At 64.4% G+C, this 19772-nt stretch carries 20 protein-coding genes; 15 read left to right on the top strand and 5 right to left on the bottom strand.

The features are described 5' to 3' along the window. Positions 1 to 77: 77 nt before the first annotated feature. Entirely contained in the window at positions 78 to 398 is a 321-nt protein-coding gene (locus tag C4K27_RS14890) for an ElaB/YgaM/YqjD family protein (protein WP_009043722.1), read from the top strand. Positions 399 to 483: 85 nt separating this feature from the next. Here the strand turns inward: C4K27_RS14890 and C4K27_RS14885 are convergent, their stop codons facing one another. Next, on the bottom strand, positions 484 to 1521 hold the full coding sequence (locus tag C4K27_RS14885; protein WP_053261041.1) for an Ldh family oxidoreductase: 1038 nt from the start codon (positions 1519 to 1521) through the stop codon (positions 484 to 486). A gap of 390 nt (positions 1522 to 1911) precedes the next feature. Here C4K27_RS14885 and C4K27_RS14880 point away from each other — a divergent pair, with 390 nt between their 5' ends. After that, positions 1912 to 2913, top strand: coding sequence for a FecR family protein (locus tag C4K27_RS14880; RefSeq protein ID WP_053261040.1), 1002 nt, complete (start codon positions 1912 to 1914; stop codon positions 2911 to 2913). Between the two features lie 52 nt (positions 2914 to 2965). On the opposite strand, the gene pvdQ is transcribed toward C4K27_RS14880, so the two are convergent. Beyond that, positions 2966 to 5314 carry a bifunctional acylase PvdQ gene (gene pvdQ / locus C4K27_RS14875; RefSeq protein ID WP_053261039.1) on the bottom strand — a complete coding sequence of 783 codons (2349 nt, stop codon included), beginning with the start codon at positions 5312 to 5314 and terminating at the stop codon, positions 2966 to 2968. A gap of 315 nt (positions 5315 to 5629) precedes the next feature. Here pvdQ and C4K27_RS14870 point away from each other — a divergent pair, with 315 nt between their 5' ends. Continuing rightward, positions 5630 to 6010 (top strand): hypothetical protein, encoded by a 381-nt coding sequence (locus C4K27_RS14870; RefSeq protein ID WP_007928587.1) that lies wholly within the window; start codon positions 5630 to 5632, stop codon positions 6008 to 6010. A 19-nt stretch (positions 6011 to 6029) separates the two neighbouring features. On the opposite strand, the gene C4K27_RS14865 is transcribed toward C4K27_RS14870, so the two are convergent. Then, entirely contained in the window at positions 6030 to 6218 is a 189-nt protein-coding gene (locus tag C4K27_RS14865; RefSeq protein ID WP_007928588.1) for a hypothetical protein, read from the bottom strand. A 197-nt stretch (positions 6219 to 6415) separates the two neighbouring features. On the opposite strand from C4K27_RS14865, the gene C4K27_RS31600 reads away from it, so the two are divergent. Next, a complete protein-coding gene (locus C4K27_RS31600; protein ID WP_007928589.1) occupies positions 6416 to 6547 on the top strand; it encodes a hypothetical protein in 132 nt (43 codons plus the stop codon). Between the two features lie 91 nt (positions 6548 to 6638). On the opposite strand, the gene C4K27_RS14860 is transcribed toward C4K27_RS31600, so the two are convergent. Beyond that, positions 6639 to 7556 carry a LysR family transcriptional regulator gene (locus C4K27_RS14860; RefSeq protein ID WP_053261038.1) on the bottom strand — a complete coding sequence of 306 codons (918 nt, stop codon included), beginning with the start codon at positions 7554 to 7556 and terminating at the stop codon, positions 6639 to 6641. A 119-nt stretch (positions 7557 to 7675) separates the two neighbouring features. On the opposite strand from C4K27_RS14860, the gene C4K27_RS14855 reads away from it, so the two are divergent. After that, the gene (locus C4K27_RS14855) at positions 7676 to 8671 is read left to right on the top strand and encodes an aldo/keto reductase (protein ID WP_053261037.1); all 996 of its coding nucleotides are present in this window, start codon (positions 7676 to 7678) and stop codon (positions 8669 to 8671) included. 61 nt (positions 8672 to 8732) lie between these two features. Here C4K27_RS14855 and C4K27_RS14850 read toward each other — a convergent pair whose 3' ends face one another. After that, positions 8733 to 9263: a hypothetical protein gene (locus C4K27_RS14850; protein ID WP_053261036.1), complete on the bottom strand. Its 531-nt coding sequence runs from the start codon at positions 9261 to 9263 to the stop codon at positions 8733 to 8735. A 531-nt stretch (positions 9264 to 9794) separates the two neighbouring features. Between C4K27_RS14850 and C4K27_RS14845 the strand changes: the two genes are divergently transcribed. From C4K27_RS14845 to glgA, 10 genes are all read left to right on the top strand, one after another. Next, positions 9795 to 10250, top strand: a complete 456-nt coding sequence (locus tag C4K27_RS14845; RefSeq protein WP_053261035.1) for an SRPBCC family protein — start codon at positions 9795 to 9797, stop codon at positions 10248 to 10250. 123 nt (positions 10251 to 10373) lie between these two features. After that, positions 10374 to 12200 carry a copper resistance system multicopper oxidase gene (locus C4K27_RS14840; RefSeq protein WP_053261034.1) on the top strand — a complete coding sequence of 609 codons (1827 nt, stop codon included), beginning with the start codon at positions 10374 to 10376 and terminating at the stop codon, positions 12198 to 12200. After that, on the top strand, positions 12197 to 13126 hold the full coding sequence (locus tag C4K27_RS14835) for a copper resistance protein B (protein ID WP_053261033.1): 930 nt from the start codon (positions 12197 to 12199) through the stop codon (positions 13124 to 13126). Before C4K27_RS14840 ends, C4K27_RS14835 begins: the two co-directional genes overlap by 4 nt. Positions 13127 to 13183: 57 nt before the next feature. Then, on the top strand, positions 13184 to 13567 hold the full coding sequence (gene copC / locus C4K27_RS14830; RefSeq protein ID WP_053261032.1) for a copper homeostasis periplasmic binding protein CopC: 384 nt from the start codon (positions 13184 to 13186) through the stop codon (positions 13565 to 13567). 3 nt (positions 13568 to 13570) lie between these two features. Beyond that, entirely contained in the window at positions 13571 to 14485 is a 915-nt protein-coding gene (gene copD / locus C4K27_RS14825) for a copper homeostasis membrane protein CopD (RefSeq protein WP_053261031.1), read from the top strand. A 204-nt stretch (positions 14486 to 14689) separates the two neighbouring features. Further along, entirely contained in the window at positions 14690 to 15139 is a 450-nt protein-coding gene (locus C4K27_RS14820) for a DUF411 domain-containing protein (RefSeq protein ID WP_053261030.1), read from the top strand. Next, complete coding sequence (locus tag C4K27_RS14815) at positions 15136 to 15573, top strand: YqaA family protein (RefSeq protein ID WP_053261029.1); 438 nt, start codon at positions 15136 to 15138, stop codon at positions 15571 to 15573. Before C4K27_RS14820 ends, C4K27_RS14815 begins: the two co-directional genes overlap by 4 nt. 134 nt (positions 15574 to 15707) lie before the next feature. Then, positions 15708 to 16733 carry an alpha/beta fold hydrolase gene (locus C4K27_RS14810; RefSeq protein ID WP_053261028.1) on the top strand — a complete coding sequence of 342 codons (1026 nt, stop codon included), beginning with the start codon at positions 15708 to 15710 and terminating at the stop codon, positions 16731 to 16733. A 21-nt stretch (positions 16734 to 16754) separates the two neighbouring features. Continuing rightward, positions 16755 to 17708, top strand: a complete 954-nt coding sequence (locus C4K27_RS14805; RefSeq protein WP_053261027.1) for a D-2-hydroxyacid dehydrogenase family protein — start codon at positions 16755 to 16757, stop codon at positions 17706 to 17708. Between the two features lie 487 nt (positions 17709 to 18195). Continuing rightward, positions 18196 to 19764, top strand: coding sequence for a glycogen synthase GlgA (glgA, locus tag C4K27_RS14800; RefSeq protein ID WP_053261026.1), 1569 nt, complete (start codon positions 18196 to 18198; stop codon positions 19762 to 19764). Positions 19765 to 19772 lie beyond the last annotated feature (8 nt).

Below are 19772 nucleotides of genomic sequence, written 5' to 3'. Positions count from 1 at the left end.
GAGAAAATATCTGCAACTTTTCGCCGGCCCCGCAACTCCATTGTTCATCGCATCACTGACCCGCAAGGAGTAACTCAATGGCTCGTAAAACTGCTGCGCAAGCGGCTGACGAACAAATCAAGGACCAGGAATTCAGCGAGCTTCAAGCGTTGATCGAAGAATCGGAAAAGCTCCTGAAAAGCAGCGCATCGCTGGTGGGTGAGGAAGGCGAGAACCTGCGCCAACAGGTCGGGTTGAAACTCAAGCAGGCACTGGACTCGGTGTCCAGCGTGCGTGAGCGCAGCAAGCCGGTGGTGGACGCTACCGAGCAATACATCGGTGGCCATCCGTGGCAGACCGTGGCCATCTCCGCCGGCGTCGGCCTGGTGGTGGGCCTGTTGCTGGGGCGTCGTTCGTAACCGGTTTTCTGTAACGACCAGCGCCACCGGCGACCGCTAAAAAAAGGACCAGGCTTGCCTGGTCCTTGCGTGTTGAAAGCGCGTTTTAAAGCCCCGCCAGCTCCCGCAATTGCTTGAGCTCCGCGGCGTCCAGGGCAATCCCCTCGCGCAGGGACTTTTCCCGCTGGCGATGCCGGCGATCCCCCGGCAGGCGCTTGAGCCCTACGCCATGCATCTGGCGGATCAGCTCCTGGCTGCGCTCGGCGAAATTCTGCCCGGCGCCCTTGCTCGGATCGATGACGATCAGCAACTGGCCGGTCCAGGGCGTCTTCGCGCCCGGGTGGTTGGACCAGTCGAACTCGAACGAGAAATGGCCACCGGTCAGCGCCGCCGCCAGCAGCTCGACCATCATCGACAGCGCCGAACCCTTGTGCCCGCCGAACGGCAGCAGCGCGCCGCCTTCGAGAATGGCTTTCGGATCGTCGGTGGGCTGGCCGAGGCCGTCCACGCCCATGCCTGGCGGCAGGCGTTCGCCCTTGCGCGCGGCGATCTGCACGTCGCCATGGGCAATGGCGCTGGTGGCCAGGTCGAAGACAATGGGGTCGCCCCCGGCCTGGGGCGCGGCAAAGGCAATCGGGTTGGTGCCGAACAACGGCCGATCGGCGCCGTGGGGCACCACGCAGGTCATGCTGTTGACCACGCTCAGGGCGACCAGCCCTTCCTCGGCGAACGGCTCGACGTCCGGCCACAGCGCAGCGAAGTGATGGGAATTGCGGATGGCCAGAATGGCGATCCCGGCGTGGCGCGCTTTCTCCACCAGCAACGCCCGCGCCGCCGCCAGCGCCGGTTGGGCGAAACCGTTACACGCATCGACCCGGACAAAGGCCGGGGCCACGTCTTCGACCACCGGCACGGCCTTGCCGTTGACCCAGCCGCTGTTAAGGGTCGAGACATAACCGGGAATACGGAACACGCCATGACTGTGGGCGCCGTCGCGCTCGGCAGCGGCACAGTTGTGCGCCAGGCTGCGCGCCACTTCGGCGCTGGTGCCATGGCGCAGGAAGATCGTTTCCAGCAGCGTCACCAGTGCCTCGAGCGACAGGTGTTCCTGCGGTGTTTCAACAGCCGGGGGCGATACAGACATCTGGAGCTCCGGATTAATTATTGGAATGGGCTACAGCGCATGAGAAGGCACCCAGGTGAGTGCGCCCGACGATTAAACAACGCTTTGCGCGCGCCCTGTCAACCTCGGCCATGGCCTGGCACCGGAGATGCCAGCAAGAGACAGAGCCGCCACCAACACGCCGTCAGCCGAGGATGGCGCGCCGGAGCTCGGCAAGGTGGCAGTGGCGATGACCGCGGCCAGGGTGTTTTTGATCATTTTTTCACTCCAGCTGTGGATACTGCTGACAGAAGTCCTGTGTTTCAGAGGCTTTGCTCCAAAAATAACCTCAACTTTGATATGCATTAGCCATGACGGCGGTTCTCCAAGCCTGGCTGCGAAGGGTAGAATGCGCGAAACCAGGAAGAGCCAATGAGCGAACAGCACCTCACAGAAGCCGAATACGACGCCATCACCGATGCCGCCGCGCAGTGGTGCATGCGTCTGCATGCCGCGGACTGTACGGCCGCCGAACGCCAGGCCTTCGAGCAATGGCGCGATGCCCACCCGCTGCATGCCTTCGAATACGAAGCGATGCAGGAAATCTGGGAAGTCGCCGACCATCTGCCTCGCCCTCAAGCCACCACCGTCCTGCCCTTGCCGGCGCCGCGCAAACCCTGGCGCGCCTACGGCATGGCCGCGGCGATCAGCGCCCTGGCCTTGCCCCTGGCCGCCTACAGCGGCTGGAGCCTGGGCTGGCTGCCCTCCTCCTACGAACATTTCCAGGCCGACGGCAGCATGCGCCAGGTGACCCTGGCCGACGGCAGCCAGGTCGAACTCAACCTGGGCACCGAGCTGACCTACAGCAACTACAAGGACCAGCGCCGGGTCACCCTGAAAAAAGGCGAAGCCTTCTTCAAGGTCAGCCACAACAGCGCCCATCCGTTCGTGGTCAAGGCGGCCAGCGGCCAGGTGCGGGTCACCGGTACCGAGTTCAATGTCTGGATGTACGAGGATCAGGTGCGGGTCACCCTGCTCGAAGGTTCGGTGCTGGTGAACAGCGACAACAGCCACCCCGACGCTGGCGTGCCTCTCGATCCGGGCATGCAGGCGCGTTATCGCCAGGGCGATTACCAGCCACTGATCAGCCAGACCGCTGCCAACGACAGCTCGCTGGCCTGGCGCCAGGGCAAGCTGGTGCTGGACAACCTGGCGCTCGGCGAGGCCCTGCCGCTGATCAACCGCTACCTCAGCAAGCCGGTGATGCTGGCCGACAGCGCCACGGGCAACATTCGGGTCGGCGGCATCTACGACGTCACCGCGGTCAATAGCCTGGTGACCACGCTGCCCAAGGTATTGCCGGTGTACCTGACCCGCAACCAGGACGGCAACCCGGTCATCAATTCGCTGCCAGGCACCGCGCCAAAAAGCTGAAGGCCGCTCCCCTCGCGGGTGCGGCCTGCGCTTGACGGCAGATTGAACGCGCTTACTGGGTCGCGACCTTGCGCAACCGATCATCCACTTCGTGAATCACCTGCAACCGATACTGCGGGTCCGCCTGGATCTGCTGCTCGGTGAACGGCAACACACTCCACTGCTTCTTCGAGAACGCCTCGGTCTGATCCCGCGAGTGCGGCGACGCCGGGTCGCTGGACAGGGAAAACGCCAGCAGGCCCTGGGCATTCGGCCCCTGCTCGTCGAAGGTCACCACTTGCAGGTAACTGGTGCCGCTGACCACCTCCCGCTTGCCGTCGGCCGCAGGGACGCTCTGGATCGCGTTGTACACGCCCAGGCTGGCCGGGCCGCCATGAATCGGCGTCTGCCGGCCGCCGCTGCTGACCACCTGGATATCGCCCCAACGGCTGTCGGCCTTCAGGCCCGACTCGGCCACCTGTTGCACCGAGGCCAGCATCGCCGCGCGCAGCGCCTTGGCCACCGGCGGCCGGTCGATCGCCAGGCCGCGCGGCGTGTGCTGCGGGTCCCGGGCATCGAAGGCCACGCGCCAGCGATTATCGACCGCCTCCAGCTGTTCCATGACGTTGCGAAAATGCACCAAGCCCACCCCGCTTTGCAGGTTGGCGCTGCGGTCCCAGGCCTTGAGGCTGGCGCACAGCGGCGCCAGGGTCTGGGCATCGCTGCCCAGGTCGGCGGCACAGAACTGCAGCAGGTCCGGCATCACCTGCCCGGCCTGGTACACCTGGTCGTCCATCACCATGTGCTTGAGGTCGGCGGCGCTCAGCGGCTCACCCTTGCCCGTGCCGATCAGGCGATTCAGGGCAAAACGCGCGCGCTGCCCCAGCGGCAGGTCCTGCTGGCTGATCAGCGGCGAGAAGCCTTGCAGCGGCGCGGCCGGGTTGACCATCCACGCCGAGTCGTTGGAGTTCTGTACGTAATCGCTGCGCAGCAGTTGCGGCAGCTGGCTGGCCGGGTAGATGCCCTTTTGCGCGGCCGCCGGGTCGATGTCCCAGGCACAGGCCGCGCGGGAACCGTCGAGAATGATCAGCTGGGTGCCGATCCGCGGGTCGCTGCAGTGGGCGAGTTTTTCCATGCTGACGTTGGGCACCACCGACTGATTCATGTACAGCGCCTGGCCCTGGTCATCCACGGCCAGGGTATTGACCCAGGGAATGCCCTGCAGTCGATGCACCGAAGCTTGCAACTCCTTGAGGCTGCGGGCCTGGTTCATCGCGTACCACTGTTGCAGCACCCGGTCGTTTTCCAGGTTGGCGTCGCGCAGGCTGTAGGCGAAACGGTTGTCCCAGTCCAGCTTGCCGGGCCACTGCACCAGCGGGCCGAATTGCGAGCTGTAGACACTGTGGCTGACGGTCGTGAGCTGGCCGTCCTCGCCCTGCACCTTGACGCTGACCGTTTGTTTCTCCAGCGGCAGGGACTTGCCGTCGAGCAGGTAGCGGGTCGAGTCCTTGGGGTCCAGTTGCAGGCGGTACAGGGTGAAATGCTTGGAGGTGTCCACCGTGTGGGTCCAGGCCAGGTGCTGGCTGAAACCGATATTGATCATCGGCAGGCCGGGCAAGGCGGCCCCCATGACGTCCAGCTTGCCGGGAATGGTCAGGTGCATCTGATAGAAGCGCATGCCGCCGACCCATGGAAAATGCGGGTTGGCCAGCAACATGCCGCGACCATTGAACGAGCGCTCGCGCCCCACGGCCACCGCGTTGCTGCCACGGTCCAGGGCGAACCGCTGGCCGCGGGCATCCGCCTGGGCGAAGGCCTGGGCCGATGGCTTCAGCTGCGCCGTGACGGATGGCGGGGTCGCGCCCACCAGGGCTTCGGCGAACTGGCCGACACCGCCCTCCACCAACAGCCGGCGAGTCAGCTTGACCAGGTCCAGGGCGGTCAACGGCCGTACCCAGTCACCCTGGCACTGCTCGGGCAGGCCCTGGGCCCGGCGCTCGGCCAGGGAGCGGTTATAGCCGGCGACATACCCTTCGATCAGTTGCCGCACCTGCGGCGTCTGCGCCTGCCAGAAGCCGAACACCGCCTGGGGCGTGTTCAGCCAGTTGAAGAACAGGTCGCTGGTGAGGTTTTCCCGTTGCTCGACGGTCTGCTGCTGCGGGCCGAAATACTTCGAACGCTCGCCATTGACCGTCAGCACTTCGTTGGCCAATAGGCACAGGTTGTCCTGGGCGTAGGCATAGCCGATGCCGTAACCCAGCCCGCGTTCGTCGGCGGCGCGAATATGCGGGACGCCAAAACCGGTGCGGCGAATATCGGCGCTTGCCTCGCCGCCCTGGACCTCGCGTCCCTGAGCCGCAAGGCTCATCCCGAGAAACAAACCCGCAAGGCAAAACCTGGGCAACTGGCTGGAAATAATCACGCCGACTCCTGATCGAAAGAAGATGCACAACCCAGGCTGGCGCGGCATGCCGATGAGCACACAGGGGATACGGATTCCAGCCCGGTAAAGGACGGCGTGACCGGCATCAGCCAAAGCCCGCCTGCCCTTACAGACGAAACCGCCACGGAAAATTTAGCGCCCTCGCGCCAGGCGCCGATCGCCCGCCAACCTGGCAACGACAAAGCCCTCACAAATTTTCTACAACTGATTCCTCATGATTTGCGCGGCTCGTTCGTCTAGTTATGTGAGAGCACCCGTCATTTTCCTGATCAGGCTCTGAAAAGGAGTTTTTGCATGTACGACCCGCAACTGCCAACGGATGGCCACACCGCACAACCCGCGTCCTCCCTGAACGCCGGCGCCGGTGTCTTCGGCAAGCAAGCCGAGCGCAACCGCAACGAACGCATCAGGCACCTGCTCAAAAGCTTCGGCCTGCGCACCAGCCTGATTCGCCTGAAAGTCATCGATGCCTTGCTGCAGGCAGCCGAAAGCCAGCGCGCCCTGGGGGTGCGAGGCATTCACAGTCATTTGCTGGAGCTGGATATCCCGCTGTCGTTCCTCAGCGTGCGCGAGGTGTTGAAGCGGCTGTGCAGCGAAGGCGTGATCACCCTCAATGCGGACAAGAGCTTCAGCCTGCATCAACAGGCTGAAGCCATACTCGACGGCCGCGACTGAGGCCGCCTGGGGGTGTCTCTCAAGGCTTGACCTTGCGCCGCATCACGCCATTGATCACGACTACGGTCACCGCCACGCCAATGGCGATGTACTGGAACATTTTCTCGGTGATCATTCCAGCGTTCTGCAGGTAAGAAAGGCCAAGCATGATTCCCAGTACCACCAGGGAAATCACAATCGAATAGATCAAGCGTTGCTTCTGGGTCATTGCGGGTTCCTGAACCTGTAAAGGTGCGGCCTGAAAATGCCGCGTGTAAATGTATCGACTCTGTATCGAAACAGATGCCAAACGCCTACCGAGAATCGGGGATGGGCGCGGGCGAACGGGGTCTCATGTTACAGCCGCCGAAGAGTTTTCGCTGCATCGCGGCGGTTTTAACCCCAGAGCCCTTTGAGGACTGCGCAATGTTCCGTCGAATCACCCGGCTGATTCCCCTGCTGGCGATGCTGGCCCTGTCCGGCTGCATCATCTTCCCTCACGACGGCTGGCATCACCGCCATTACGACGGCGGCCCCGGCTACTACTACCACCGCTAAGTCATCCAGAGCACCAGTATTTCCCCCTGGTAACCCACCACGAAATTGCCCGACGCCCGCTTCGCCGCGGGCGTCTGTCTTTACTGCCGAGCTACGCCAGCCGGGTGTTGTGAATCCCCGGCTGGGCGAACAGCTCCACCAGCCAGTCGACGAACACCCGGACCCGCGTCGACAGGTGCCGATGCGGCGGGTACAGCGCGCTCAACGGCATCCTGGGTGGCGGAATGTGCCGGAGCACTTCGCTCAGGCGACCTTCGGCCAACTGCTGGGCGACGTGATAGTAAGGCGTCTGCACCAACCCATAGCCGGCCTCGCAGGCGGCCAGGTAGCCATCGGCGCTGTTGACCGACACCTGCTTGGGCAACTCCGGCAACAGCACCTGGCCCTGCACCTCGAACTCCAGGCCATAACGCTTGCCGCTGACGCTGGAGAAATACTCGATCATCTGATGCCCGGCCAGGTCGTCCAGGCTCTGCGGCACACCGCGCTGGCGCAGGTAGGCGGGGCTGGCGCACGTCACCTGCTCCAGCGCCAGCAACGGCCGGGCCACCAGCGAGTCGTCGAGGCACAGGCCGCCGCGCAACACGCAGTCCACCCCTTCGCGGATCAGGTCCACCGGCCGGTCGTTGAGGCCGATTTCCAGGTCGACCAGCGGGTAGCGCTCGGAGAACGCCGGCAACGCCGGGATCACCACCAGCCGCCCGATCCCCGCTGGCATGTCGATGCGCAAGGTGCCGCGCGGGTTGTGGCGCGCGGCGGAAAACACCGCTTCGGTTTCCTCAAGGTCCGCCAGCAGCCGCACGCAACGCTGGTAATAGGCGGTGCCGTCCAGGGTCGGCGTGACCTGGCGGGTGGTGCGCAACAGCAGCTGCACGCCCAGATGCGCCTCCAACTGTTTGATCAGCACCGTCACCGAGGCCCGGGGCATCTGCAGGCTGTCGGCGGCCTTGGCGAAACCGCCGAGGTCGACGATGCGGGTGAACACACGCATGGCATTAAAACGGTCCATTGGCTTGGCCTGTCGCGGATTATTTAGAAATTATGAATAGTGATAGCGCTTTTAGCCGGTTTATCTTGTTTTTGTCGAGGAGAACAATGGCCGCCACCCCATCCACTGGAGCTTCTCCTATGCAAACCCGTCAACTGGGCAAGAACGGCCCGCAGGTGTCAGCCATCGGCCTTGGCTGCATGGGCATGACCGATTTCTACACCACCGGCACCGATACCCGGGAAGCCACCGCCACCTTGCATCACGCCCTGGAACTGGGGATCAACCTGCTGGACACCGCCGACATGTACGGCCCCCACAGCAACGAAATCCTGATCGGCCAGGCGATCCGCGGCAAACGCGACCAAGTGTTCCTGGCCAGCAAATTCGGCATCGTCCGCAACCCCGGCGACCCGGCGGCGCGCGGAGTGAACGGCCGCCCCGAGTACATTCGCCAGGCGATCGACGGCACCTTACAGCGCCTGGGCGTGGACACCCTGGACCTGTATTACCAACACCGCATCGACCCGGACGTGGCCATCGAGGAAACCGTCGGCGCCATGGCCGAGCTGGTGCAGGCCGGCAAGGTCCGCTACCTGGGGCTCAGCGAAGCCTCGGCGGCAACGCTGGAGCGGGCCCACAAGGTGCATCCGATCAGCGCCCTGCAAAGCGAATATTCGTTGTGGAGCCGCGACCAGGAAGACAACGGCTGCCTGGCGGCCTGCCAGCGCCTGGGCATCGCCTTTGTGCCCTACAGCCCGCTGGGGCGAGGTTTTCTCACTGGCGCCCTGAAGAGCCCGGAGGATTTCGCCGCCGACGACTACCGGCGTTTCAGCCCGCGCTTCCAGGGTGAGAACTTCACCAGGAACCTGCTGCTGGTGGAACAGGTCAAGCAACTCGCGGCGGCCAAGGGCATCACCGCCGGGCAACTGGCCCTGGCCTGGGTGCTGGCGCAGGGCGATTACCTGATCCCGATTCCGGGCACCAAGCAACGCAAATACCTGGAGGAGAATGTCGCCGCGCTGCAGGTCCTCCTCGGCGCTGACGAACTGCAGGCCCTGGAGCGGATTTTCACCCCCGACGCCACCGCCGGCGAGCGTTACCCGCAAGCGGTGATGGCCTTGCTCGACCGGTAAACAGCCAGCCACAAAAAAGGCCCTCGACCGGTTGATCGGTCGAGGGCCTTGGTTTTTCACCTCACGCCTTGGCGGAGTGATTCTTGTCGGTCACCGTGGTGCCGTTGCCCTTGCCGTAGCTTTGCAGGTTCTGCAGCACGTAGATGGCTTTCTTGTACTCGGGGATCAGGTAGCTGGCGTACTTGTTGCCCTTGAGGTTGTTGGTCTGGATGTTGTCCAGCTGGATCGCGAAGTACTCCAGGGCATTGAACTTGGCATCCGGGTCGGCCTGCACGCCGAAGCGGTCGAACTTGTCGCCGGCGTTGAGCAGGGTCATCGCCGTCACGTCGCTGATCAGGCCCTTCTGCTTGAGGAAGGTGCTCATGTTGCCCAGTTGCTTGGCGCTGACATTCTCCGGATCGAAACCCTTGATCTGCTTGTGCAGCTTCATTTCGTCCATCTTGAACACGTTCAGCGCCAGCGGGTTCTGGCCGACCAGGGCGAGCATCTGCTTGACCTTGGTGCTCTGGCTGACCGGCTTGCCCCGGCTGCCAGTGTCCTGCACCAACAGACCGGCCTTGCTGGTCCAGCCGCCGACATATCCGATTGTCATAAAAGACTCCTGTGTACGGGCTTTTCCATAGCCTTATATCCACTTGCACAGCCAACTAGAGGGTTGCGAAAGTTCAACTAATAAGCGTCTGAAAAGCCTGATTGAGGGAAAACGATGCCCGTGAGTATCGGCGCGCCAAAGCACCTCTCCAACAAATATTTCGGCTTTTTACAATTTTTGTACATTTCCGATACAAATGCCCTGTAAGCCACGGTTTTTCTAGCTGAAACAATTGTTTAACAATCCAACCCGTGACAACTAAGCGACAACTTACAGCCATTAATGTACCGAATGGTTAGTTGCGATCAGATGATCTTCCAAGCATTCATGACGCTATCGTGCGGGGATCTTCCACGACATTGCTGCGCGACGACCCAACTGTGCATGGCGCCCTCCCCTTTACAACGGGAAAAGCCGTGCATCACCCTCTTGATGAGCCACCTCGAAGTCCGCTGAATAGTCGATTTACGCGCCTCCATGGCAGGCGCGCGGGCAACTATATTTGATGCTCCTACTGCAAGGAGGTGCATCATGGAACAACGTCAGCAGCACCTTTTGGACGAGCTCATCAGCCATGAGCTCTACATCGACGCGCCGATCGATACCGTCTACTACTACGTGACTCAGCCGGATCGCTGGCATGAGTGGCATCCCGCTTCCCTGCGCGCCGACACCGGCCTGGCCGGCTCATTGCCAGCAGGGCATCGCTTCAGCAAAACCATCGACCTGCTCGGCCTGCAGATCCACCTGAGCTGCCGGGTGCTGGTCGCGGTATTTCCCAAGGAGTTCAAGATCGTCTTCAGTTCTGCGCCAGCAGACGGCTCGATCCACTACCAGTTGTGCAAATACGGGGACGGAACCCTGTTCAAGCGCACCCTGCACTACTGCTCCGACCTCAACCTGCTCAGCCTGCGCCCGCGTATCGAGCACTTGTCCCAACTGGCGCTGGCCAACCTCAAGCGCAACCTGGAACAGATCGCCCACTGATCCGGCAACGGGTGGCGCCCCACTGGCTGACAAATCTGTAATCTTCACCTCAGTTTTCTGACAGGCCGCGCCACTTAAGGTCGCCTCATACCTGACACAGCAGGATCGAGGGAGCCTTGGGGCATGCATGTGAAACCCACACGACGCAGTTTTATCAAGGGCCTGGCCGCCGGCGGCGTACTGGCCGGCACCGGGCTGTGGCAACAGCCGCTCTGGGCGCGCAGCGAAGACGGCCAGCTGCCCGCCCTCAGCGGCCAGCAGTTCGACCTGTTCATCGGTGAATCCCAGGTCAACTACAGCGGCACGTCGCGCCCCGCGATGACCATCAACGGCGGCCTGCCCGGCCCGCTGCTGCGCTGGCGCGAGGGCGACACCGTGACCATCCGGGTGCGCAACCGCCTCAAGGAGGACACCTCGATCCACTGGCACGGCCTGATCCTGCCGGCCAACATGGACGGCGTGCCGGGCCTGAGCTTCCACGGCATCGCCCCCGGCGGCCTCTACGAATACCGCTTCAAGGTCCGGCAGAACGGCACCTACTGGTACCACAGCCATTCGGGCCTGCAGGAGCAGGCCGGGGTCTACGGGCCACTGGTGATCGAGGCCCGCGAGCCGGAACCCTTCCAGTACGACCGCGACTACGTGGTGATGCTCAGCGACTGGAGCGACGAGGCGCCCGAGCGCCTGATGCACATCCTGAAAAAGCAGCCCGGCTACTACAACTTCCACAAGCGCACGGTCGGCGACTTTATCGAGGACGTCAGCCGCGACGGCTGGGCCGCCACCCTCGCCGATCGCAAGATGTGGGCGCAGATGAAAATGACCCCCACCGACCTGGCGGACGTCAGCGGTCATACCTACACCTACCTGATCAACGGCCAGAGCCCGGGCGGCAACTGGACCGGGCTGTTCAAGCCCGGCGAGAAGCTGCGCCTGCGCCTGATCAACGGCTCGGCCATGAGCTACTTCGACCTGCGCATTCCCGGCCTGAAGATGACCGTGGTCGCCGCCGACGGCCAGTATGTGCAGCCGGTCAGCGTCGATGAACTGCGCATCGCCGTGGCGGAAACCTACGACGTGCTGGTCGAGCCCGGCTCGCAGGAAGCCTACACCCTGTTCGCCCAGGCCATGGACCGCAGCGGCTATGCCCGCGGCACCCTGAGCCAGCGTCCGGGGCTGAGCGCGCCCGTGCCGCCCCTGGACCCGCGGCCGCTGATCAGCATGGCCGACATGGGCATGGACCACGGCAGCATGGCTGGCATGGGCGCCATGCCCGGCATGGATCATGGCCAGATGCAGGGCATGGACCACAGCCAGATGCAGGGCATGGATTCCAGCAACATGGCCGGCATGGACCACAGCGGCATGGCCGGCATGTCGGGCATGGACCACGGCACCATGGGCGGCGCCATGCAAAGCCACCCGGCCTCGGAGGACGACAACCCGCTGGTGGACATGCAGACCATGAGCCCGACGCCGAAGCTCGCCGACCCGGGTATCGGCCTGCGCGACAACGGCCGTCGGGTACTGACCTACGCCGACCTGCGCAGCACCTTCGAAGACCCCGACGGGCGCGAACCGAGCCGCACCATTGAGCTGCACCTGACCGGGCACATGGAAAAATTCGCCTGGTCGTTCGACGGCATCAAGTTCAGCGACGCCGAGCCCCTGCGCCTGACCTATGGCGAGCGGGTACGCATCACCCTGGTCAACGACACCATGATGACCCACCCCATCCACCTGCACGGCATGTGGAGCGACCTGGAAGACGAACAGGGGCGCTTCCTGGTGCGCAAGCACACGATCGACATGCCGCCGGGCAGCAAGCGCAGTTACCGGGTGACCGCCGATGCCCTGGGGCGCTGGGCCTATCACTGCCACCTGCTGTTCCACATGGAGATGGGCATGTTTCGCGAAGTACGAGTGGACGAAGCCGGGAGCGCCGCATGATGCCGAAAAACGCCTTGACCCTGTTCGCCACCCTGCTCGGCCTCGGCGCCGCCACCTTGCAGGCCGCCGAAAGCATGGATCACTCCAGCATGGATCATTCGTCCATGCCGGCTTCCTCCATGCAAGGCAACCCGATGCCGGGCATGGACCACAGCCAGATGACCGGGATGGACGGCGAACCGCTGCAGACCATGGAACCCGCGGCGCCCACCCAAAGTCGCACGCCGATCCCGGTACTCACCGATGCCGACCGCCGCGCCGCCTTCCCGCCGGTGGCCGGCCATGGCGTGCACGACAAGGCGATCAACTCGCTGTGGCTGGTCGACCGCCTGGAATACCAGGACGCCGATGACGGCAGTGCCCTGGCCTGGGAAATGAACGGCTGGATCGGCGGCGACATCGACCGGCTGTGGCTGCGCAGCGAGGGCGAGCGCACTAACGGCCGGACCGAAAACGCCCAGGTCGAGGCGCTCTGGGGCCATGCCATCGGCCCCTGGTGGGATGTGGTCAGCGGCGTGCGCCAGGACTTCAAGCCCGGCGCGCCGCAGACCTGGGCCGCCCTCGGGCTGCAAGGCATGGCCCTGTACAACTTCGAAAGCCAGGCCACCGCCTACCTCGGCGAAGGCGGCCAGAGTGCCCTGGGGCTCCAGGCCGAATACGACATCCTGCTGACCAACCGCCTGATCCTGCAACCCAACGCAGAGGTCAGCCTGTACGGCAAGAACGACCCGCAACGGGGCGTCGGCTCGGGGCTCTCCGCGCTGGAGGCCGGCCTGCGCCTGCGCTACGAGCTGCACCGCCAGTTCGCGCCCTACGTCGGCGTGACCTGGAGCCGCAGCTACGGCAAGACCGCGGACTACGCCCGTGAAGAAGGCGAAGACAACAGCGAAGCCCGCCTGGTGCTCGGTGTGCGCCTGTGGTTCTGACTTCCCTTCAATAGATAACTAAAAACATCACGCGGCCAATGCCGCCTGGAGCCTTGCATGTCCCACCTCAAGCATCTCGTCATCGCCGCCACTTTCGGTGCCGGCCTGTTACTCACCGGCGTCGCCCAGGCGCACCCCAAGCTGCTGGCCTCGACCCCGGCCGAAGGCGCCAAGGGCGCGGCGCCGGCGAAGATCGAACTGCAATTCTCGGAACCCCTTACCACCAAATTCTCCGGGGCTCGGCTGCTGATGACCGGCATGCCCGGGATGAGCCACGCACCGATGCCGGTCAAGGCCAGCGTGGCCGGCGGCAGCGATCCGAAAAGCATGATCATCAGTCCCGCCACCCCGCTCGCGAAGGGCAGCTACAAAGTCGAGTGGCGGGCGGTGTCCGCCGACACCCATCCGATCACCGGCAACCTGACCTTCGAAGTCAACTGAACCATGGGCGAACTCATCAACCTCGCCCTGCGTTTTGCCCTGTACCTCGATCTGACGCTGCTGTTCGGCCTGGCGCTGTTCAGCCTTTACGGGCTGCGTGGCGCGCAGAGCCAATGGCGTTTTCGCCGGCCCCTGGCGACCGCCCTGGTGCTGGGCGCGCTGCTGTCGGGCGCCGCGCTGCTGCAACTGGCGCTGTCGATGAGTGGCGCAACCCGCCTGGCCGAACTGGACCCGGCGCTGCTGTCTGCGCTCATGCTGGAAACCGCTGTCGGCCAAAGCTGGCTGCTGCGCCTGGCGGCGTTGCTGCTGGCGGGGGGGCTGCTTCTGTTCAGCAGTGGCTGGCCGAGGTTCACCCTCTACGGCCTGATTCTGTGCACGGCGGCAGCCCTGGCCACCCTGGCCTGGGGCGGCCACGGGGCGATGAGCGAAGGTGGCCGGCATTACCTGCACCTGGGCAGCGACATCCTGCATTTACTGGGCGCCGGCGCCTGGTTGGGGGCACTGGCGGCTTTCGCCCTGCTGCTGCGCCGTGGCGCCTGCAAAGACGAACCGCAGGCAGGCCACCTGCTCGATGCCCTGAAGGGGTTTGCCAGCCTGGGCACGCTGATCGTGGTCGTCCTGACCATCAGCGGGGTACTCAATTACCTGCTGATCGTCGGCCCGGACCTGGCAACGTTGAGCGCCAGCACCTATGGCCTGCTCCTCAGCCTGAAGGTGGCGGTGTTCGCCAGCATGCTGGTGTTCGCCGCATTGAACCGCTTCCATCTGGTTCCGCAGCTGGAACAGGCGCTGCACCAGGCCTCGCCCCAGGCAGCCCTGCCCGCCTTGCGTCGCAGCATGGTCCTGGAACTGGCGGCGGCCCTGTTGATCCTAGGCCTGGTGGCCATGCTCGGTATCCTGAGCCCGGCTCCCGAATGAACGCCTATCGCGGGCACGCTTCTGTAGGAGCGAGGCTTGCCCGCGATGAACGACAACGCGCAGTACCAGACAACCTGAATAGCCAGCGCTCGGTATAACGTTGAAACACAAGCGCCGCGCCGCGCTCGAGAAAAGTAGCAAAATACGCCACCCTGTCGGCCCAACACCGCGCCCCAAGGCGCCCTGATGATCAAGAGACTTCCTATGAACAACACTCTGCGCCTGGCAGCCCTGTCTGCCCTGCTCGTCGGCTCCCTGGCCCAGGCCGCCGACCTGATCCCGATCGATGTGCACCGCGACGCCAATTGCGGCTGCTGCAAGAAATGGATCGAGCACCTGCAAGCCAACGGCTTCAAGGTCAACGACCACGTCGAAAGCAACATGAGCGAAGTCAAGCAGCGCCTGGGCGTGGCCCCGCGCCTGGCGTCGTGCCACACCGCGGTGATCAACGGCAAATTCGTCGAAGGCCATGTGCCGGCGGACCAGGTGCTGGCCCTGAGCAAGCGCGATGACCTGCTCGGCGTCGCCGCCCCCGGCATGCCCATGGGCTCGCCCGGCATGGAAATGGACGGCATGCCCGCCGACGCCTACCAGGTCATCGGCTTGACCAGGGACGGCAAGGACGTGGTGGTCGCGGACTACCCGGCCCATTGATCCTCACCGCCTGCCTCGGCCTGTTCCTGGCGGCCTTCGGCGCCGCCACCCTGCTGCCGCTGCAATCCGAGGCCGTGCTGGTGGGCCTGCTGCTCAACGGCCAGTACCCGGTCTGGTTGCTGCTGGCCGTCGCCACCCTCGGCAATGTCCTGGGTTCCCTGGTGAACTGGTGGCTGGGCCAGCGCCTGGAACACTACAAGGACCGCCGCTGGTTCCCCGTCGGCCCACGCCATCTGCAACGGGCCCGCAGCCATTACCAGCGCTACGGCCACTGGTCCCTGCTGCTGAGCTGGCTGCCGATCATCGGCGACCCGCTGACCCTGGTGGCCGGAATCATGGGCGAACCGCTAAAGCGCTTCCTGCTGATTGTCACCCTGGCCAAGGGCGCGCGGTATGGCGTGCTGGCCTGGATGACCCTCGGCTGGGTCGGTTGAGCTGACGGGGCACGCCTCCAGGCTCATAAGCATGACCACGAAGGGAACGTTTCGCCCTGGCGATGGCCTCTGCTTATTAATGTCGCGCTAATCACGCCGCGCCAGGATCGCCCCATTGCTCTCGGAGGTCATGTATGTCCCTAAGCCCCACCCGCTGGAGCCTCGCCCGCTGGTTACCCGGCCTGTTGCTGACCGCTGCCCTGCCCGCCCTTGCCGCCGAAGGCCCGGCCTACGGTCCCGAGTTGCAAGGCTTCGACTATCCCTACCCGCTGCAGCACTTTGCCTTCGAGTCCCAGGGCCAGGCCTTGCAGATGGGGTATATGGATGTGCCGGCCAAGGGCACGCCCAACGGTCGCAGCGTGCTGCTGATGCACGGCAAGAATTTCTGCGGCGCGACCTGGGACACCTCGATCAAGGCCTTGAGCGACGCCGGCTACCGGGTCATAGCCCCAGACCAGATCGGCTTCTGCACCTCCAGCAAGCCCGAGCACTATCAATACAGCTTCCAGCAGCTGGCGCAGAACACCCGGCAACTGCTGGACCGGCTGGGCGTCCGGCAGGTCAGCCTGCTGGGCCATTCCACCGGCGGCATGCTGGCCACCCGTTATGCCCTGCAATACCCCGAGCAGGTGCAGCAACTGGCGCTGGTCAACCCGATCGGCCTGGAAGACTGGAAAGCCCTCGGCGTGCCCTACCGCAGCGTCGACCAGTGGTACGCCCGCGAGCTCAAGCTGTCGGCCGAAGGCATCCGCAACTATGAGCGCAGCACTTATTACGGCGGCCGCTGGCAGCCGGAATTCGAGCGCTGGGTGGACATGCTCGCCGGCCTCAACAAGGGCCCTGGGCACACACGGGTGGCGTGGAACTCGGCGCTGATTTACGACATGATCTTCACCCAGCCGGTGTACTACGAGTTCAAGGACCTGAAGATGCCGACCCTGCTGTTGATCGGCACCTCCGACACCACGGCGATCGGCAGCGACATCGCGCCGCCGGCGGTCAAGGCGCGGATCGGCAACTACCAGGTGCTGGGCAAGCAGGTGGCCGGGCTCATCCCGCACTCGACCCTGATCGAGTTCCCGGGCCTGGGCCACGCCCCGCAGATGGAACAACCGGCGCAATTCCACCAGGCCCTGCTGGGCTGGCTGGCGTCACATTGATGCGTTTTCCCCGGAGCCTTCATGAGTGTGCAGATCGCGGTAATCGATGATTGGCAGGACGTTGCCCGTGACGTCGTCGACTGGTCGGTGCTGGCGGGTATCGGCCAGGTCAGTTTTATCCATGACTACCCTAGCGACACCGCCGCCATGAGCGAGCGCCTGGCGCCGTTCGAGGTGATCTGCGTGATGCGCGAGCGCAGCCGTTTCGACGCGGCCCTGCTGCGCAGCCTGCCGCGACTCAAGCTGTTGCTCACCGGCGGCATGCGCAACGCCGCCATCGACCTGGCCGCCGCGACCAGCCTGGGCATCCAGGTGTGCGGCACCGACAGTTACAAGCACGCGGCGCCGGAGCTGACCTGGGCGCTGATCATGGCCCAGACCCGCAACCTGCTCAGCGAAGCCAGCGCGCTGCGCGCCGGCCTCTGGCAACAGGGGCTGGGCGGCGACCTGCACGGCAAGACCCTGGGCATTCTCGGCCTGGGCAGCATCGGCCAGCGGGTGGCACAGTTCGGCCAGGTGTTCGGCATGCGGGTGATCGCCTGGAGCGAGAACCTCACCGCCGAACGGGCCGCGGCGGCCGGCGTGACCTACGTGAACAAGCAACAGCTGTTCGAACAGGCCGACGTGCTCTCGGTGCATCTGGTGCTCAGCGAACGCAGCCGCGGCCTGGTGGACGCCCAGGCGCTGGCCTGGATGAAACCCTCGGCGCTGCTGGTCAACACCGCCCGCGGGCCGATCGTCGATGAAGCGGCGCTGATCTGCGCCCTCGAACGCGGGCGCCTGGCCGGCGCGGCGCTGGATGTGTTCGAGCAGGAACCGCTGCCCCTCGATCATCCATTGCGCCGCCTGCCCAACGTGCTGGCCACGCCCCATGTCGGTTATGTCAGCCAACAGAACTACCGGCAGTTCTTCGCCCAGATGATCGAAGACATCCAGGCCTGGGCCGCCGGCCAGCCGATCCGTCAGTTGCGCTGAACCACGCCAGGGCATTGCGCCAGCACTGCCCTGCACCATCATCGAGCGTCGGCACCTTCGCCCCGCACCGCTCCCTTGCAGCCCCTCACCGTTTTCGCGCCAAGACGAAAAAACCTCGCCCCCGGCCGGTGCGCGAGACTGCCTTTCGTCGGCTTTATTCCGGGGCAGCGCAACCTTCGCCCCGAGAAAACCTAATCGTCACGCCCGCGCTCTAACTTCTGTCCTAGACTGGAATTCGAAAAGTGACCGGACAGTCACTCCCAGGGAAATAAAGTCGAAACTTTTGGCTCACGCCTTGGGTCAGGTTAAAGGTAGGGCCTTCGCGACTGGTGCAATCCTTGCAATGGCCCCTTCACCCTCTTTGCGTCGACGCATGAGGCTGCGTTCGGCTTTCGCATGCGCAACGTTTTTTGTGCCCGGCCACCGGATTGGCCTTTTGACACCGCCGGCAGATGCCAGGAACAGATCAATAAAACGGGAGAAACAGATGACCAGTGCCGTATTGCAAACCCAGGGAAAGCATCCTCTGCCGCTGGCCGGTGAAACGGTCTCCACATCGATTCTCGCCCCAGGTGGCAAGACGTCACTGCCCTTGATCCGCCACAACCCCAATCGCAAGAAGGTCCTGTTCGTCACTTCGGAAATCGCCGACCTGGTCAAGACCGGCGGCCTGGGCGACGTGTCGGCCGCCCTGCCCCGAGCCATGGCCCACCTGCACGATGTACGCCTGCTGATCCCCGGCTACCGGCAGGTGATGCACAGCGAAAACCCGATTCATATCATTGGCGAGCTGGGCGGCCACGCGGCCCTGCCGGCCTGCAAGATCGGGCGCATGGACATGCCCGACGGCCTGGTGATCTATGTGCTGATCTGCCCCGAACTCTATGAGCGCGAAGGCTCGCCCTACGGCGCCAACAACGGCCGCGATTGGCCGGACAACCATATCCGCTTCGCCCGCCTGGGCCTGGCCGCCGCCGACATCGCCGCCAACCTGGCACAGATCCACTGGTGCCCGGACCTGGTGCACGCCCATGACTGGCCCGCCGGGCTGGCGCCGGCCTATATGCACTGGCGCGGGCAACGCACGCCGACCCTGTTCACCATCCATAACCTGGCGTACCAGGGCGTGGTCAGCCTGGCTTCCTGCCCGGAGCTGGGCATCCCCGAACATGCCCTGCAACAGGAAGGCATGGAGTTCTACGGCAAGCTGTCGTTCCTCAAGGCGGGCATGGCCTACGCCAGCCACATCACCACCGTCAGCGCCACCTATGCCCAGGAAATCACCACCCCGGCCTTCGGCTGCGGGCTTGACGGTTTCCTCGCCAGCAAGACCCAGCAAGGCCTGCTCAGCGGCATCCCCAACGGCATCGACGAAAGCTGGGACGCCGCCACCGACCCGCACCTGTCCACCCCCTTCGCCATTGGCGACTGGCAAGGCAAGGCCGCCAATGCCGCCCATGTGCGGCGGATGTTCGGCCTCGACCCCAGCAGCGGCCCGCTGTTCGCGGTGGTCTCGCGGCTGGTCTACCAGAAAGGCCTGGACCTTACCGAAGGCGTGGCCGAGTACATCGTCAAGTCCGGCGGCCAGATCGCCATCATCGGTCGCGGCGAGCCGGAGGAAGAACAGGCCATGCGCGCCCTGGCCGCGCGTTTCCCCGGGCGCATCGGGGTGAACATCGGTTTCAACGAAACCGACGCCCGCCGCATGTTCGCCGGCAGCGACTTCCTGCTGATGCCTTCGCGCTACGAGCCCTGCGGCCTGAGCCAGATGTACGCCCAGCGCTTCGGTTCGCTGCCGGTGGCGCGCAATACCGGCGGCCTGGCCGACACCATCGAGAACGGCGTCACCGGTTTTCTGTTCGACGAATCCACCGTGGCCAGCTACGAAGAGGCCCTGGGCCGCGCCTTCAAGGTGTTCGCCTATCCGCAGTTGCTCAACGCCATGCGCTGCCGGGCCATGGCCGCACCCTTCAACTGGTGCAAGGCGGTGGAACCCTACGCCGAACTCTATGAACAGCTGGTGGCCAAGGCCTTGGGAAAATCGGCCAAACCCTGAGAGGGCAC

The sequence above is a fragment of the Pseudomonas chlororaphis subsp. chlororaphis genome (assembly GCF_003945765.1).
GTDB lineage: Bacteria > Pseudomonadota > Gammaproteobacteria > Pseudomonadales > Pseudomonadaceae > Aquipseudomonas > Aquipseudomonas chlororaphis.
This window is presented reverse-complemented; position numbering and strand designations above follow the sequence as displayed.

What these genes read in the sequence shown, in the direction of transcription:
- C4K27_RS14890 (WP_009043722.1), top strand. Translation starts at nt 78, where the DNA reads ATGGCTCGTAAAACTGCTGCGCAAGCGGCTGACGAACAAATCAAGGAC.
- C4K27_RS14885 (WP_053261041.1), bottom strand. Translation starts at nt 1,521, where the DNA reads ATGTCTGTATCGCCCCCGGCTGTTGAAACACCGCAGGAACACCTGTCG.
- C4K27_RS14880 (WP_053261040.1), top strand. Translation starts at nt 1,912, where the DNA reads ATGAGCGAACAGCACCTCACAGAAGCCGAATACGACGCCATCACCGAT.
- C4K27_RS14870 (WP_007928587.1), top strand. Translation starts at nt 5,630, where the DNA reads ATGTACGACCCGCAACTGCCAACGGATGGCCACACCGCACAACCCGCG.
- C4K27_RS14865 (WP_007928588.1), bottom strand. Translation starts at nt 6,218, where the DNA reads ATGACCCAGAAGCAACGCTTGATCTATTCGATTGTGATTTCCCTGGTG.
- C4K27_RS31600 (WP_007928589.1), top strand. Translation starts at nt 6,416, where the DNA reads ATGTTCCGTCGAATCACCCGGCTGATTCCCCTGCTGGCGATGCTGGCC.
- C4K27_RS14860 (WP_053261038.1), bottom strand. Translation starts at nt 7,556, where the DNA reads ATGGACCGTTTTAATGCCATGCGTGTGTTCACCCGCATCGTCGACCTC.
- C4K27_RS14855 (WP_053261037.1), top strand. Translation starts at nt 7,676, where the DNA reads ATGCAAACCCGTCAACTGGGCAAGAACGGCCCGCAGGTGTCAGCCATC.
- C4K27_RS14850 (WP_053261036.1), bottom strand. Translation starts at nt 9,263, where the DNA reads ATGACAATCGGATATGTCGGCGGCTGGACCAGCAAGGCCGGTCTGTTG.
- C4K27_RS14845 (WP_053261035.1), top strand. Translation starts at nt 9,795, where the DNA reads ATGGAACAACGTCAGCAGCACCTTTTGGACGAGCTCATCAGCCATGAG.
- C4K27_RS14840 (WP_053261034.1), top strand. Translation starts at nt 10,374, where the DNA reads ATGCATGTGAAACCCACACGACGCAGTTTTATCAAGGGCCTGGCCGCC.
- C4K27_RS14835 (WP_053261033.1), top strand. Translation starts at nt 12,197, where the DNA reads ATGATGCCGAAAAACGCCTTGACCCTGTTCGCCACCCTGCTCGGCCTC.
- copC (WP_053261032.1), top strand. Translation starts at nt 13,184, where the DNA reads ATGTCCCACCTCAAGCATCTCGTCATCGCCGCCACTTTCGGTGCCGGC.
- copD (WP_053261031.1), top strand. Translation starts at nt 13,571, where the DNA reads ATGGGCGAACTCATCAACCTCGCCCTGCGTTTTGCCCTGTACCTCGAT.
- C4K27_RS14820 (WP_053261030.1), top strand. Translation starts at nt 14,690, where the DNA reads ATGAACAACACTCTGCGCCTGGCAGCCCTGTCTGCCCTGCTCGTCGGC.
- C4K27_RS14810 (WP_053261028.1), top strand. Translation starts at nt 15,708, where the DNA reads ATGTCCCTAAGCCCCACCCGCTGGAGCCTCGCCCGCTGGTTACCCGGC.
- C4K27_RS14805 (WP_053261027.1), top strand. Translation starts at nt 16,755, where the DNA reads ATGAGTGTGCAGATCGCGGTAATCGATGATTGGCAGGACGTTGCCCGT.
- glgA (WP_053261026.1), top strand. Translation starts at nt 18,196, where the DNA reads ATGACCAGTGCCGTATTGCAAACCCAGGGAAAGCATCCTCTGCCGCTG.